This is a genomic window from Shewanella aegiceratis (genome assembly GCF_019457495.1).
Classification (GTDB): domain Bacteria; phylum Pseudomonadota; class Gammaproteobacteria; order Enterobacterales; family Shewanellaceae; genus Shewanella; species Shewanella loihica.
This window is the reverse complement of sequence record NZ_CP080416.1, coordinates 743,965-758,758: the sequence shown is the minus strand read 5'-3', so window position 1 is coordinate 758,758 and position 14,794 is coordinate 743,965. Positions and strand designations below refer to the sequence as shown.

Here is a 14,794-nt window from a genome sequence, read left to right as displayed (position 1 = left end):
CCGCTCGCATTAGGAAGCAGAATGAAATTCGGACACCAGAGCATCATCAACGGCTTCGGCCTCATCATGCTGTTGAGCTGTATTCAGCTGACGGTGATCGCCCTGCGCGAGGAGCCGCCCAAGCCGCAGCTCTCCGCCCGGGAGATGCTGTCGGATCTTAACTATCTGCAACAGCATCTCAGCCAATACTCCGCCAGCGCGGCCGCTTCCCCCCAGCGCTTAGTGAGCCTGGAAACCCAGATCAACAAGGCCCAGGGCCAGCTGCCCTTGGGCGGTGAGCGTCAGCTGTTTGCTCAGCAACTGCTTAAGATACTGACGGCCATAGACGATCCCAGCGCCCGGCTCGAGGGTGTTACCGCCCAGGCCTATCTGCCGATCAAGCTGCGCAAGCTGGACGATAAGTGGCTGGCGCTGACCCAGGACAATCGCCCGCTGGACAGTGAAGCGCCCTTTATCACCCATATCGATGGCCTACCCATCGCCCTCTGGGTAGCAGCCACCCAGGGCTTTCTGCCCCCCAGCCTGGCCGACACGGTAAGCGAACAGGCAAGCTATCTTGGGATGATTGCCATGCTCAGGCGCGAGATAGGCCTGGCGCCCAGCGAGCACTGTCGCCTCACCCTGAGCGATGAGCAGGGCAACGGCCACCAAGTTAGCCTGGCGCTGACCAGCAAACCGCCTCAGGCGCTCAGTAGCAATGACAATGAGCAGGTCAGTGTCGACCTGCAAGGGGTGTTTAGCCTCCATGACCTGTCGAGCTTCAATCCAGGCAGCCCCCTAGGGCAGCGTCTCAAGCGCTCGCTGACCAGCCCTGTCACCATATTGGATCTGCGCCAGGCTCATGGCGCGGGCGATGAACTGCTGAAAATGCTGGCCCAGACATTCAGCCCGGACATCAGACCGCCGCTACTGGCGGGCTGGCCAGACTCCCTCCAGGCGGTGGCGCGCTACAAGAAGGGGCCTAATCTGCGCAGCGACTACCTCAAGCCCTTAGGCTTCCTGCCGCCCGCTAGCCTGAGTCAGGCGGAGCAGTTACAGCTGGAGTTGCTCCGCCCACACCTGCCCGAAGAGGAACCCGGTTTTAGCCCCTGGCAGGCCAAGTTTTGGCACCTGGCCAGCCTACCCTGGTCGTATCTTCCCCGCCCTAAACGAGGTAAGTTGATGTTGCTGATTGGCCCAGATTGTCGTCAGCAGTGCCAGTGGGTAGCCCACTTCGCCAAGACCTGGCCAGACACCTTAGTGGTGGGTGAGGCGACGCGGGGGGAATATGGCAGACAGCAACAGCTCACCCTTCCAAACAGTGGCTTTAAGATAAGTTTCAACGCCACCCAGGTATATGACGCCACGGGCAAGGCGCTGTCGGGTGTGCCGACTCAGCCGGATATCGAGCAGTCGCTGGATGATGCCATCTACTGGGAAAACCTGATCGCCCTGTTTACGCCGGATACAGACACCCAGGCGCCGACTTCAACTAATACAAGTAATTAATACAAGTGCCTAATACAAGCAGCTAATATAACTAAGCCTACAACGAACACAGCCAACTCACTAAAAAGGACCACACATGAATAAGTTAGTCACCAGACTCTTGCTCGGCCTGAGCCTACTTCTCGCCGCACAGGCCAACGCCACCGACCTCAAGGTGGGCGATAAGGCGCCAGATTTCCGCCTACAGGCCACCGACGGCCACTATTATCAGCTCAGCGACTACCTGGGCAAACAGACCCTGGTACTGGCCTGGTACCCTATGGCCAATACCCGAGGCTGTACGCTTGAGTGCAAATCTCTGGTGGAGAAAGGCGATCTTATCCGTCAGTACAAGGCCGTATACATGATGGCCAGCGTCGATGATCTCGAAGACAATCAGAAGTTTGCCAAGGAGCAGAAGGCCGATTTCCCTATGCTCAGTGACCCCACAAAAGAGACCGCCAAGGCCTATGACGTGCTCAACCTGGTGCGCGTCGCCAGCCGAGTCACCTTCTACATAGGCGAGGACGGCACCATATTGAAAATCGATGAAGACATTCATCCTAAGACGGCCGCCGAAGATATCGCCGCCAACCTGGCTGCCTTAGGCATCGCCAAGGCCGAGTAAGTTAAAATTAGCAATAAAAAAAGCCCCGGGCGCTCAGGCCCCAGGGCTTTTTATTTGCTATGACTTATGTGCAATGACGTATTTGCAACGATGAATACGCTTAGTCGTTGCGGGTCTCCACCAGGCTGTCGATGACGATCCCCTTGGCATTGATATCCATCCCCACCTTCAGCTGGGTGCGATAATCTTTCAGCGCCTCCAGCTCCTCAGGAATAGGCTCGCCGCTCATGGCCATCAGGTTCATGGCTGGGGTGAACAGCTTGGCGTAATCGGCTGTCATAGAAAACAGGCCATTCGCCGTTGGCTTCTCATCGGCAAGCTTGTCGGCGATCGCCTGGCTCTTGTCGCCCGTGTAGATGGTCAGGTGTTGACCCTTAAGCGCCATCTGTGCCCGCACCCCGAGGGATGGCGGTAGTTGCAGCGCTGCGCCGAGATCGACCGTGCTACCGTCGCTAGGCAGATTGACATTGGCCAGCTCGGGGGCAAACGGCTTCACCATGTTAAACAGAGTCGCCGGGTCGTCCGCCGTTAGGGTAGCGATGGCGTCGAGATCCTTAAGGGAGATCTCTTGGGTATCTTGCTCCAGGGCGTAATCCAGCAGCGAGAAGGAGACCCCTTTCACGCCGTTGGCCATACCGGTAAACATGCCGAGCATGGCCGGGCTCTGCCCTTCCATTTCACCCTGTAGCTGCGCCAGCGGCTCACACTGATAGCTTGGGGTAAGCAGATCATCCCAAATCTTAGAGATGCTAGGCACAAACTGATTCACATCCAAACCAAGGGCCATGGAGAACACCCCAGCGTCTATGCGCTTGGTATGAGCCGGAATAAAGCCGCGCATCTGACTCAGGGCGCCGAGGATCACCTGGTTATTGCTCTCGATAACAGTGCTAAAGCCTATCTTGGCCCGCTTGTTCTTCACCTCGAAATCCGTATAGCCGATCACTGTGCGTGGCCAGTTGGCGGCGATGCCGGCCAGCTCGCTTTGACAGGCCTGGGAGCGTAGTTCAACGAAGGGATCATCATGAATCAACTTAAATATCTTGGTCAGCTGACGCGCCATCTGGTTAGCATCCAGTGTGGTGATCGCCTTAACTAATTCCTGATGATTGATATAGCTGACGCTGTCCTTTTTAAAGCCGTGTTTCTTGATGATCTCATCGACCGTGCCAGCCTTGGCCAGCGAGTCTTGTACCGGCTTAAGCCCCAGTGCGGTTTCAAGCAGCTCAGGCTCGAGGAAGCTGGTTTCCAGCGTCAGGGTCAGCATGCCCTTGTCGATGGCAAACACTAGATCAACGCGTTCGTTCTCGCCCTCGTCGGTAAGACTATAGGCACGGTACTTGACCTCGCCAAGCTGCTTCGCCGTGTGGGTCAGGCCGCTTTCAACCTCGGCCTTATCCAGCACCGCCCAGAGATGATCTGGATTGGCGATATCCAGCTTGATCACGGGCAATACGCCTAGGGTATAGAAATAACTGGTGATCTTCTCGGGCAGGCCGAAGGTATCGATCAGCTGCTGGCCATCTTTCGAGGCGTCGAAGTAACGCTCCAACACTCTGAAGATAAACTGGGCTCTGGGATCATCATCCTCAGACAGCAGGGTCTTCATCTCTACGGGATATTGCTTCTGCGCCTCTGGAAGCGCGTCGATATAGTCCTTTATGGGAAAAGGCTCAAACTGTGCGGAAAATAGCGGTGTATCGGCAGGTACATAGGCCAATACCTGATTATCCACCGACTTAGGCGTCTGTTGCATCGCCCAGTAGCCTCCCGCGCCTATGGCAAGGATCGCCGCCGCCACTAATGCCTTCTTCATTCACTAAACTCCCTGTTAATTCGCGCGGCAGTCGGGCCTATCCCAAGCTGGCAAGCACGTAATACCCATCAATGACTTACTTTGATTGGTATAAGAAAAGAATGGGGTCGATATTACTATATAGATGAATAAAAAGGGAAATAAGATTAGCGGGGATATCCCTGGATAGCCGCAGCGGACTATCCAGGGCCTATGGCTATTAATTAGCATGCGCCAGCAGACCAATCAAACATCTAGCTCTCGCCAAGCGAGTTGGGTTTCGATCTTGTCGGCGGCTCTGCCTGTCGCATCAAAGAGGAAGAGAAAGCGACTGGATCCAAGTGAGATCCGATACAGACAACAATCCAAAACCATCTACGGGAACTTACCACTATAGTTCAAATTTCCGATCTGTGCATAACCCTGTGTAAAAAAAGTGCACAAATCAGAAAAAAGTACTAATGAATCAAACCGCTAGTGCAGCGAATTTCGCTGCAGCATTAGATCTCATAGTGCAGGCCACACTCGCGCTTGAGGCCGTTGAAGCGGGTCTCCTCTTCGGTCATCCCCAGCTCCAGCGGGCGACTCGAATGGGTATCGCCAACCGACACATAGCCCTGCTCCCACAGCGGGTGGTATGGCAGGTCATGCTTGGTGAGATACTCATGCACATCCTTGTTACTCCACTCCAGGATCGGCAGCAACTTGTAGCGATCGCCGTGGATCGCCAGAATCGGCAGATCCTCACGGGTGCTGGACTGGCTCCGGCGCAGGCCCGCGAACCAGGTGCCTACTTCCAGCTCCTTGAGCGCCGTCTGCATAGGAGTCACCTTGTTGAGGCGATTGTATTGCTCCAGGCCATCCAGCCCCTGCTCCCACAGGCGACCGAAACGGGCTTCCTGCCAGGCGCTGGTCATAGGCGCGCGGTACACCTTAAGATTGAGCTTGAGTCGCTCGGTCAGCTCATCGATAAACTGATAGGTCTCCGGAAACAGATAGCCAGTGTCCGTGAGGATCACCGGGATATCCTGCTGTACCTGGGTGACCAGATGCAGCATTACGGCCCCCTGAATACCGAAGCTCGACGACAGCGCATGGGTGCCCGGCAGGTAAGCCAGGCCCCAGATCACCCGCTCGGCGGGCGTGAGTCCCGCCAGGAAGGCGTTGACTCGAGCCAGCTCGGCGTCTTGCTCCGCCTTGGGCGCGCTAAGCAATGCTTGCAGCGCCTGGGCAGAGATCACTGAATTATCCATGGAAATCCTTAGCGGCATCGATAACCGCCTTCACCACGCCGACACGCACGGTGAAGTTACCAAAGGTTTCGCCAGCTTCACGCTCTTTGACGTAGCGGGCAAACAGTTCGTCCAGGGCCGCCAGAATCTCGGCTTCCTGAATGTTCTCGCGGTAGAGTTTATTGAGGCGCGTCCCCTCGAAACTCGCCCCCAGATAGAGGTTGTAGCGTCCAGGCGCCTTACCCACCAGACCGATCTCGGCGGCAAATGGACGGGCACAGCCGTTAGGGCAGCCCGTCATGCGGATCACTATCGGTTGCTCCAGGAAGCCATGCTTCTCCTGCAGTGCCTCCACCTTGGTCATGAAGTCCGGGAAGTAACGCTCGGCCTCAGCCATCGCCAGGGCACAGGTCGGCAGCGCCACACAGGCGATAGAGTGGCCACGGGTCGGGCTGATCAGCTTGCCCATCAGGCCATGACTGCGGGCAAGAGCCTCGATCTGCGCCTTATCTTCTTCGGCCACACCGGCGATGATGATGTTCTGGTTGGCAGTCATGCGAAAATCACCCTTGTGTACCAGAGCTATTTCACGCAGGCCGGTCTGCAGCGGTTGTCCCGGCAGATCTTTTATACGGCCACCCTCGATAAACAGGGTCAGGTGCCAGTGGTTATCCACGCCCTTGATCCAGCCGTAACGATCGCCGCGATCGCCAATCACCACCTCACGCTTAGGCTCAAATTTTACCCCGGCGCGCTGCTCCACTTCTGCCTTGAAGGCCTCAAAACCATGCTTGACTATGGTGTACTTGAGGCGCGACTGCTTACGATCTGAGCGGTTACCCCAGTCACGCTGCACCTTGAGCACGGCCTCGGCAAACTTCAGGCAGTCTTCGGCCTTGATGAAACCAAAGTCATCACCCAAACGTGGGAAGGTCGCGACCTCGCCATGGGTCGAGCCCATGCCGCCACCGGCCACCATGTTAAAGCCTACCAGCTCGCCGTCTTCGGCCACGGCGATGAAGCCAAGGTCATTGGTGTAGACATCTACATCGTTATCCGGCGGCACGGCCACGGCCATCTTAAACTTACGGGGCAGATAGGTCTTACCATAGACAGGCTCCACCTCTTCGCTCTCGCTCACCGCCACCTTATCGTCACCCAGCCAGATCTCGGCGTAGGCCTTGGTGCGTGGCAGGTAGTTGTCCGACAGCTTCTTGGCCCAGTAGTAGGCCTGCTGATGCAGCTTGGATTCTACCGGGTTAGGGTTACACATGACGTTACGGTTCACGTCGCCACAGGCGGCGATAGAGTCCAGCGCCTCTCTATCCAGATCCTGGATCAGCGTCTTGAGGTTACGCTTAGGGATGCCGTGATACTGAAAGGTCTGGCGGGTCGTCAGACGAATGCTGTTGGAGCTGGTCAGGGTCGAGGCAATCTTATCCACTCCCAGCCACTGCTTGGGGGTACAGACGCCACCGGCCACACGGGCGCGCAGCATGAAGCTGTAGAGGGGCTCTAGCTTCTGCTCCTTACGCTCGTTGCGCAGATCGCGGTCGTCCTGCTGGTAGAAACCATGGAACTTGATCAACTGCTGATCCGCATCGTTGAAGGCACCGGTCAGCGAGGTGTCTAACCCCTCTTCGATAGTGCCGCGCAGGTAGTTACTGTCGGTCTTTAGGTACTCGTTTACTGATAATTTCTGGTCGCTCATGGCTGCTGCCCTATTGTCTCTTTTGCACCGGCTCTGCCCATGCAAGTTAATCTGTCGGCGACTGGCGCCTGTCTCAATTAATAAACATCTTTCTGGTAACGCTTGTCGCTGCGCAGGCTTTCCAGCAGGGCCTCGGCCTGCTCTTCACTCTTGCCGCCATGCTGTTTGATCACCTCGATCAATGCCTGATGCACATCTTTCGCCATGCGCTCGGCGTCGCCGCAGATATAGAGATGCGCGCCGCGCTCGATCCACTGCCATAGGGTCTCGCCCCGCTCCAGGATGCGATGCTGCACATAGATCTTATGGGCCTGATCCCGCGAGAAGGCTGAATCTAAGCGGGTCAGCACGCCGTCTTTGAGATACTGCTGCCACTCGGTCTGATAGAGGAAATCCTGCTCGAAGTGCGGGTTACCGAAGAAGAGCCAGCTATCGCCTTGGGCACCTTGGGCCGCGCGCTCCTGCATGAAGGCACGAAACGGCGCCACACCCGTACCAGGGCCAATCATGACCACAGGCGTGTCTGGGTTTTCTGGCAGACGGAAGTGATTGTTCGGCTCCACATAGACCTTGACCTCTGCGCCTTCCTCGGCGCTTGCCAGGAAGTGAGACGCGCCGCCAAAGCGGGTGCCCGAGTCGCGCTCATCTGCCACCAGGGCCACGGTCAGATGTACCTCGCTCTCCACCTCAGATTGGCTCGAGGCGATAGAGTAGAGTCTTGGGGTGATTGGACGCAGCAGTTCCACCAACTGGAAGGCACCTATATCCACAGGATACTTGGCCACCAGGTCGGCAAGCTGATGCTTGAGGATAAACTGGCGGGTCTGCTCTCTGTCTTCGCTGATCGCCTGCAACTCTTCGTTGCCGCTCAGCTGCGCCCAGTTTTGCACCAGGCCAGGATAGAGCTGGGTCAGCTCACGTTTCTCTTTGAGTGCTTGGGCCAAAGTTAGGGTGACATCACCCAAGGTCACCTCAGCCTCGCCATCCAGAGACAGGCCATTGATGATCTCTTCCACCAGGGCGTCGCTGTTACTGAACCAGACGCCCAGGGCATCACCCACCTGATAGCTCAGGCCAGACTCGCCAAGGTCTATCTCCACATGGCGCACGTCGCGGTCCGAATCGCGGCCGGTGAGCTTCTGACTCACCAGTAGCTCGGCGCTGTAGGGCTTCTGCTTGCTGAAGGCTGAGCTACTGACTGTGCTGCTTGCGCTGCCGATGGAGACCACGCTGGCGCCGGTGCCCACCAATGGCTTGACCGCGCCCAGCACGGCTTCTTGCCACTGACTGGCCGCGCTCTCGTAGTCCACGTCACACTCGGTGAGCGGCACGATCGCCTTGGCGCCCAGTGCGCTCAGGCGCGCTTCGAAATCTTTACCCGTCTGGCAGAAGAACTCATAGCTAGAGTCTCCCAGCGCCAATACGGCGTAGTTGAGGGTGTCTAGCTGAGGGGCGCGCTTAGAGGCCAAGAACTTGTGCAGCTCGATGGCGTCGTCCGGCGCCTCGCCCTCACCATGGGTGCTCACCACGGCAAGCAACAGTGTCTCCTGCTTGAGCTGGCGCGTCTTGTAGTCGGCCATAGAGACCAGGTTGACGCTATAGCCCTGGGCCTGCGCCTTCTCGGCCAGCTCGGTGGCGATACCACGGCCGTTGCCTGTCTGGCTGCCGTAGAGAATGGTGATGGTCTGCTGGGGCGCTTGCTGCACCTCGCCGGCTACGCCGCTCAGTTCGGCCGTGGCCGACAGATAACCACCTACCCAGGCGAGTTGCACGGCGTTGAGTTCGGAGGTGAGTTGCTTAAGCTTATCCACCTGCGTCGCAGACAGAGGAGAAGCCAGTGATGAAAGCTCTTTTAACAGCATGGAAGACGGCCCTATAACAGTGTAATTAGCCTAGCTTAGTGGCTTAAGAGAAAAGCAAAAAAGAATAAAATCTAATTTTTAATTCATTTTTGGAATATGCAAAGGTCATAATTTGAGCTACAAAAGTGAGAGTGGTGAGCGATATTTGCTTAAGCTGTGCCCTTAACCACAGAATTTGAAATGAAATTTTGTGGACTGGCGCAAACTTTTTGCTCCGACCAGTGCACCAGCGCTGATTATGAAAAATTCGCGCTTGTGTCTAAGTCCAGACTCGCCACAATAGCGAGCCAACAATTCAAACGACGTCTGTCCCCAACTAAGAGGTTTCTCAGTGAAACTAGGTCTACCTAAAGAGAGCCATGCCGGCGAAAAACGCGTTGCGTTGATCCCGGCCAATGTGACTCGGTTAATCAAAAAAAACCTCCAAATTCTCGTGGAGAGCGGAGCGGGTCTCGCTGCGGGCTTTAGTGATCAAGCCTATCAGGAAGCAGGAGCCGTTATTGCCAACAGAGACGAGGTACTCGGCGCCGATATCATCACCCTGGTCAACCTTAAGGGTGAGCAGTTCGAGGAGATCAAGGCCAAGGCGAAGCCCCAGCAGCTGTTTATCGGCATGATGGATCCCCTGGCACAACCGGAAAATGCCGCCGCCCTGGCCGAAACAGGCACCAGCGCCTTGGCACTTGAGCTGGTACCAAGGATCACCCGTGCCCAGAGCATGGATATTCTCTCCTCCATGGCCACTATCGCCGGTTACAAGGCCGTGTTGCTGGCCGCCCATGAGGCGCCGCGCATGTTCCCTATGATGATGACGGCCGCCGGCACGCTCAAACCCGCCCGCGCCTTCATCATGGGTGTCGGCGTCGCCGGCCTACAGGCCTGTGCCACCGCCAAGCGCCTTGGCGCCGTGGTGGAAGCCTATGATATTCGCCCGGCCGCCCGGGAGCAGATCCTCTCGGTAGGTGCCAAACCGGTTGAGCTGGATCTTGAAACCGAGAACACAGAGACCAAGGGTGGCTACGCCGCCGAGCAGAGCGACGACTTTATCAAGCGTCAGCAGCAGGCGATGGCCAATGTGCTGGCCCAACAGGATATCGTTATCACCACGGCCGCTATCCCAGGCCGCAAGGCGCCCGTGTTGATCACCAAGGAGATGGTGGATGCCATGAAGCCTGGCACGGTGATTGTCGACCTTGCCGCCGAAACCGGCGGTAACTGCGAGCTGACTGAGCTGGACCAGACCGTTATCCATAACGGCGTTACCATACTCGGCCCCTCAAACGTGCCGGGCAGCGCCGCGACCCACGCCAGCCAGATGTATGGCACCAACATAGAGAACCTGCTCAAACTGATCGTTGACAATGAAGGCCAGTTAAACCTGGATTTCGACGACGAGATTGTCCGCGACACAGTCGTGGCCCATCAGGGTGAGGTGGCTAACGCCAGATTACGTGATCTGTTATCACTGCCGCCACTGGCGGCAACAGAGGAGGCTCAATAATGGAAATTTTATTACTACTGACCCTGTTCGTGGTGGCAGTATTCCTTGGGGTTGAGCTGATCACTAAGGTGCCGCCGACCCTGCACACCCCGCTGATGTCGGGCTCAAACGCCATCTCGGGGATCTCCCTGGTCGGCGCCCTGCTCGCCGCAGGTTCAGGTGCGGGTGTCTGGGTCAATGTGCTGGGCTTTATCGCCGTGGTACTAGCCACCATCAACGTTGTGGGTGGCTACATGGTCACCAACCGTATGCTTGCCATGTTTAAGAGGAAATAAGCCAACATGAGTATGACGATTATCTATCTCGCCTACCTTGTGGCTGCGAGTCTGTTTATTTTAGGGATCAAGGGGCTGACCAAGCCGCGTACCGCTGTGCGTGGTAACCAGTTGTCGGCCCTAGGTATGTTTATCGCCGTGGTGGTGACTCTGCTGGATAAGAGCATCTTAAGCTATGAGTGGATCATCGCAGGTATCTTGCTGGGTGGTGCCATAGGCGCCGTGATGGCCACCAAGATCCAGGTGACCGCCATGCCGCAGATGGTGGCTCTGCTTAACGGTTTCGGTGGCGGCGCCTCGCTGTTTATCGCCCTGGCGAGCTTCCTGGATCCCGATTCGGCGACCCATGTGGTGGCATTGATCTCTATCGGTCTGACCGTGCTCATCGGCTCGGTGACCCTGTCTGGCTCCTTCGTGGCATTTGCTAAGCTGCAGGAGCTGATCTCGGGCAATCCAATCCGGGTGCCGGGCAACAAGTTTATCAACGCCAGCCTGCTGATCGCCGCCCTGGTGCTGACGGTTGCCGTGGTCACCACACCAAGCAATCCGACCTTCATCTATGCCCTGGTAGCCGTATCGCTATTACTGGGTCTCTTCCTGGTAGTGCCTATCGGCGGCGCCGACATGCCAGTGGTTATCGCTCTACTGAACTCCTACTCGGGGATCGCGGCGGCGACCACAGGTTTTATCACCGGCAACACTGTACTAATCGTCTCGGGTTCTCTGGTTGGCGCCTCGGGCATCATCCTGACCCAGATCATGTGTAAGGCGATGAACCGCTCGCTGTTTAACGTGCTCTTTGGCGTCATGGCCGAGGGCGGTGAGACGGTAGATGCCGATGAAGTCTATGCCGGTAAGGTGACCTCCTCCTCGCCGGAAGAGGTGGCCATGCTGCTGGAAACCGCAGAGCGCGTGGTGATCGTCCCAGGTTATGGTCTGGCGATGGCCCAGGCGCAACATGCGGTGCGCGAGTTGGCCTCGGTACTGGAGGCACGCGGCGCCCAGGTGCTGTACGCCATCCACCCGGTTGCCGGTCGTATGCCTGGCCACATGAACGTGCTACTGGCCGAAGCCGAAGTGCCCTATGAGCAGCTGATCGAGATGGATGAGATCAACCCTCAGTTCGAGCAGACAGACGTAGCCATCGTCATCGGTGCCAACGACGTGACTAACCCTATGGCGCGTGAAGACAAGGGCAGCCCTATCTACGGCATGCCAATTCTCAACGTCGACAAGGCCCGTACTGTGGTGGTGGTCAAGCGCTCACTGAGCCCGGGCTTCGCCGGCCTGCCCAATCCGCTGTTTGCCAAGGACAACGCCCTGATGTTGTTTGGCGATGGTAAGAAGGCGATTGTCGATCTGACCCAGTCCCTCAAAGAAGCGGACTAAGCGCACAAAACCGAAAAAAGGCCGTTTAACGGCCTTTTTTATTGCCTGTTGAAAATAAAATTAGATAAATCTTATTGATTAGTTTGCAGTTTATTTTTTACCCGCCACCGCCTTGCTTTTTGGTGGAAAGTTATCTAAACATTTCGGCTATACTTAGCCTGAGAGGCCGCGCTTTGGCCGGGTGAATCGCTTGCATATTGGATTAACATCTGATTATATAATCATCATGTAACAATGTTAGCGTTTCCTAAAGAGGCTTTGAAAATGCAAACTCAAGTGCTAAATAATGGACTGCTATCTTTCGAGGATAGGCGCGTTTCTCAGGCTCACGCTAACGAACATTGGGACAGGTTGACGACGGCGCAGCGATTCGCCTTCTACACCTTAGCGAAACTTGGTTATCAGCTGCTCTTTGTGAGGCAAACCCCAACAACGAGTACCGCGATCGCCAAACAGGAAGATCAACTCGCTACCATTGACGACGAAGGTGATATCGACTTTCATCCAGATGTCGTCCTGCGCGAACGCCGTCCACCTCGAAAGCAATAAGCAAAAAAAGGAGCCTCTGGCTCCTTTTTATTTTCTATCTGACTCGCAAACGATTTCTAAAACCAAGCGACTACTCCCCCAGCATCGCCTGCTCCGTCATCCAGTTCTCGGCGGCCTGCTCACCCATCAACTGCCTCAGGGTCGGGCGGATAAACGCCCCCATCTCAGATCTCCGCCAAAACATATACTGGGGTAATTTAGCCTGATTTGCGGCGCCGAACAGCCAGTGGAGCAGGCTGGCAAACTCATCGAGCGTCTCCTGATCATACTGGACCAGCTCTGGGTAGATGGCGTCGATAAGCGAATCGAAATTTTCAAATGCCCCAAGCGCCTGCCAGCTGTACCTGTCCAGAAGCTGTGCGAGCATGGGGGTCGACCAGTGAGAGATGGCCGTCACGCTCTCAAACACCTCAAGGTTACGCCTGTGATACTGCTGCCAGGCCAGTGTCTCGGCCTGCCCTTCTCTGGCCAGGGACCAGAGCAGATAGAAATCCGCCAGCCACTCGTGTTGATAGGGGGATAGCTTGTCGGCTCTTAGGTAGATGGAGTTCGAGCGGCTCACCGCAAGGTGCCCCAGCTCATGGGCCAGGGTCATCTGATAGGCCTTATCTATCGGCAGGGCATAGACCTGGCCATTCCACAGCGCGGAATATGCCTTGGGGATCCGCTCATCATGCAGCAGCACAAGACCGGTAATATCAGCATCGGTCAACGGCCTGACCATGGCGCCGCGCCGCCCCATCTGACTCAAAAGCGTCTGAGGATTGAGGGGTAATTGTGCCCTGGCATTACGCGGTAACTGCCCAAGGCACTCTTGAATGTGAGACGTTTGACACACCAGGGCCTGGCCTTGGGGCATAGGCGCCCAGAACCAGGCACTGGCGATCAATAACGTCTCTGGGATCACTGCTTGGCCATGATGTTTTCTATGATGGCCGTGGTAGAGACGCCATCTTCAAAGCCCAGCACCTCGACGCTGCCACCAGCCGCGATCACCTCTTTGCCACCGGCGATATCCTCGACATTATAGTCGCCGCCCTTCACCAGCTTATTAGGTAGCAGTCTGGAGATGATGCGCTGCGGCGTGTCTTCGCTAAATGGCACCACCCAGTCGACCGAGGCCAGCCCCGCCAGCACGGCCATACGGCGCTCCAGCTTGTTGACCGGACGGCCATCGCCCTTGAGGCGCTTCACCGAGTCGTCATCGTTAACCGCCACGATAAGCCTGTCACCCAGCGCCCTCGCCTGCTGTAGGTAACTCACATGGCCGGCATGGAGAATGTCGAAACAGCCGTTAGTCATCACCACGCGCTCGCCCTTCAGCTTGGCCTGCTCCAGGGCGTAGGCCAGTTGATCTTCGCTCACCACCCCGTAGCCGCTCTCGCCATGACTTAGATTAAGCGCTGCAATCAGCTCGATACGGCTCACGGTAGAGGTGCCCAGCTTGCCGACGACTATGCCCGCGGCCGTGTTGGCCAGGGCGCAGGCCACTGGCAGCTCACAACCTACCGCCAGCGAGGTGGCCAGGGCCGAGATCACCGTGTCACCGGCGCCGGTCACGTCATAGACTTCGTGGGCAACGGTTGGAATATGCAGCTCGGGGGCATCGGCGGTGATCAGCGTCATCCCCTTCTCGGAGCGCGTCACCAACAGAGCCTCGAAGTCGAACTCTTTGAGGAGCTCCTTGGCTTTAGCCACCAGATCCGCCTCGTCGGCAACCTTACCGACCACCTGTTCGAACTCGCTCATATTAGGCGTCAGCAAGGTCGCGCCGCGATAACGGGAAAAGTCACTGCCCTTAGGATCCACCAGCACCTTGACCCCTTTGGCCTTGGCCTTGGCGATGAAAGCCTCGGGCTTGTCGATGGCGCCCTTGGCGTAATCGGACAGCACTACCACGGCCACCTTATCCAGCTCTTTCTCTGCGCTCGCCAGCAGTGCCAGGCTCTGCTCGGCCGGATAGGCCTCCTCGAAATCGAGGCGAATCAGTTGCTGATTACGCGACATCACCCTGAGCTTAGTGATGGTGGGAAGCTCAGCAACCGTGTGCCACTTAGGCACGACGCCAAGCGCCTCTATGCCCTGGGTCAGGGCCGCAGCGGTTTCATCTTCACCCACTATGCCCGCCAAGCTCACTTGACCGCCCAGGGTGGCGATATTCAAGGCAACGTTGGCTGCCCCGCCGGGTCTGTCTTCAATTTGATTCACTCGTACCACGGGCACAGGCGCCTCGGGCGAAATGCGCCCCGTAGGACCGCTCCAGTATCTGTCTAACATCACATCACCGACGACCAGAACGTTTGCTTTTTCGAAAGCTGGCAGAGAAATCTTCATATGGCACTTATCTTTTTGCGAAAATTAATCCCTGATTATACCTAATTTTCC

Annotated in this window: 12 protein-coding genes; 6 read left to right on the top strand and 6 right to left on the bottom strand. The window is 56.8% G+C overall.

What is annotated here, in order from left to right:
• The first annotated feature begins 21 nt into the window (after nucleotides 1-21).
• Together K0H80_RS03405 and K0H80_RS03400 are read left to right on the top strand one after the other, a co-directional pair.
• Complete coding sequence (locus tag K0H80_RS03405; protein ID WP_220073093.1) at nucleotides 22-1,488, top strand: S41 family peptidase; 1,467 nt, start codon at nucleotides 22-24, stop codon at nucleotides 1,486-1,488.
• 76 nt (nucleotides 1,489-1,564) lie between these two features.
• Complete coding sequence (locus K0H80_RS03400; protein ID WP_011864475.1) at nucleotides 1,565-2,095, top strand: peroxiredoxin family protein; 531 nt, start codon at nucleotides 1,565-1,567, stop codon at nucleotides 2,093-2,095.
• 100 nt (nucleotides 2,096-2,195) lie between these two features.
• Here the strand turns inward: K0H80_RS03400 and K0H80_RS03395 are convergent, their stop codons facing one another.
• The 4 genes from K0H80_RS03395 to K0H80_RS03380 form a co-directional block, all read right to left on the bottom strand.
• Nucleotides 2,196-3,911, bottom strand: coding sequence for a hypothetical protein (locus K0H80_RS03395; protein WP_220073092.1), 1,716 nt, complete (start codon nucleotides 3,909-3,911; stop codon nucleotides 2,196-2,198).
• Between the two features lie 479 nt (nucleotides 3,912-4,390).
• Entirely contained in the window at nucleotides 4,391-5,143 is a 753-nt protein-coding gene (locus K0H80_RS03390; RefSeq protein ID WP_258406164.1) for a phosphoadenylyl-sulfate reductase, read from the bottom strand.
• Nucleotides 5,136-6,833 carry an assimilatory sulfite reductase (NADPH) hemoprotein subunit gene (gene cysI, locus K0H80_RS03385; RefSeq protein WP_220073091.1) on the bottom strand — a complete coding sequence of 566 codons (1,698 nt, stop codon included), beginning with the start codon at nucleotides 6,831-6,833 and terminating at the stop codon, nucleotides 5,136-5,138. The genes K0H80_RS03390 and cysI overlap by 8 nt, the downstream gene beginning before the upstream one ends.
• Before the next feature lie 77 nt (nucleotides 6,834-6,910).
• Complete coding sequence (locus tag K0H80_RS03380; protein ID WP_220073090.1) at nucleotides 6,911-8,695, bottom strand: assimilatory sulfite reductase (NADPH) flavoprotein subunit; 1,785 nt, start codon at nucleotides 8,693-8,695, stop codon at nucleotides 6,911-6,913.
• A 331-nt stretch (nucleotides 8,696-9,026) separates the two neighbouring features.
• On the opposite strand from K0H80_RS03380, the gene K0H80_RS03375 reads away from it, so the two are divergent.
• The 4 genes from K0H80_RS03375 to K0H80_RS03360 all read left to right on the top strand — a co-directional run bounded on the left by K0H80_RS03375 (nucleotide 9,027) and on the right by K0H80_RS03360 (nucleotide 12,409).
• Nucleotides 9,027-10,196 carry a Re/Si-specific NAD(P)(+) transhydrogenase subunit alpha gene (locus K0H80_RS03375; protein ID WP_220073089.1) on the top strand — a complete coding sequence of 390 codons (1,170 nt, stop codon included), beginning with the start codon at nucleotides 9,027-9,029 and terminating at the stop codon, nucleotides 10,194-10,196.
• On the top strand, nucleotides 10,196-10,471 hold the full coding sequence (locus K0H80_RS03370; protein WP_220073088.1) for an NAD(P) transhydrogenase subunit alpha part 2: 276 nt from the start codon (nucleotides 10,196-10,198) through the stop codon (nucleotides 10,469-10,471). The genes K0H80_RS03375 and K0H80_RS03370 overlap by 1 nt, the downstream gene beginning before the upstream one ends.
• Nucleotides 10,472-10,477: 6 nt before the next feature.
• The gene (locus tag K0H80_RS03365; RefSeq protein ID WP_011864468.1) at nucleotides 10,478-11,860 is read left to right on the top strand and encodes an NAD(P)(+) transhydrogenase (Re/Si-specific) subunit beta; all 1,383 of its coding nucleotides are present in this window, start codon (nucleotides 10,478-10,480) and stop codon (nucleotides 11,858-11,860) included.
• Nucleotides 11,861-12,124: 264 nt separating this feature from the next.
• A complete protein-coding gene (locus K0H80_RS03360; protein WP_049766562.1) occupies nucleotides 12,125-12,409 on the top strand; it encodes a hypothetical protein in 285 nt (94 codons plus the stop codon).
• 70 nt (nucleotides 12,410-12,479) lie between these two features.
• On the opposite strand, the gene K0H80_RS03355 is transcribed toward K0H80_RS03360, so the two are convergent.
• Together K0H80_RS03355 and hldE are read right to left on the bottom strand one after the other, a co-directional pair.
• Nucleotides 12,480-13,316, bottom strand: coding sequence for a hypothetical protein (locus K0H80_RS03355; protein WP_220073087.1), 837 nt, complete (start codon nucleotides 13,314-13,316; stop codon nucleotides 12,480-12,482).
• Complete coding sequence (hldE, locus tag K0H80_RS03350; protein WP_220073086.1) at nucleotides 13,313-14,743, bottom strand: bifunctional D-glycero-beta-D-manno-heptose-7-phosphate kinase/D-glycero-beta-D-manno-heptose 1-phosphate adenylyltransferase HldE; 1,431 nt, start codon at nucleotides 14,741-14,743, stop codon at nucleotides 13,313-13,315. The genes K0H80_RS03355 and hldE overlap by 4 nt, the downstream gene beginning before the upstream one ends.
• Nucleotides 14,744-14,794 lie beyond the last annotated feature (51 nt).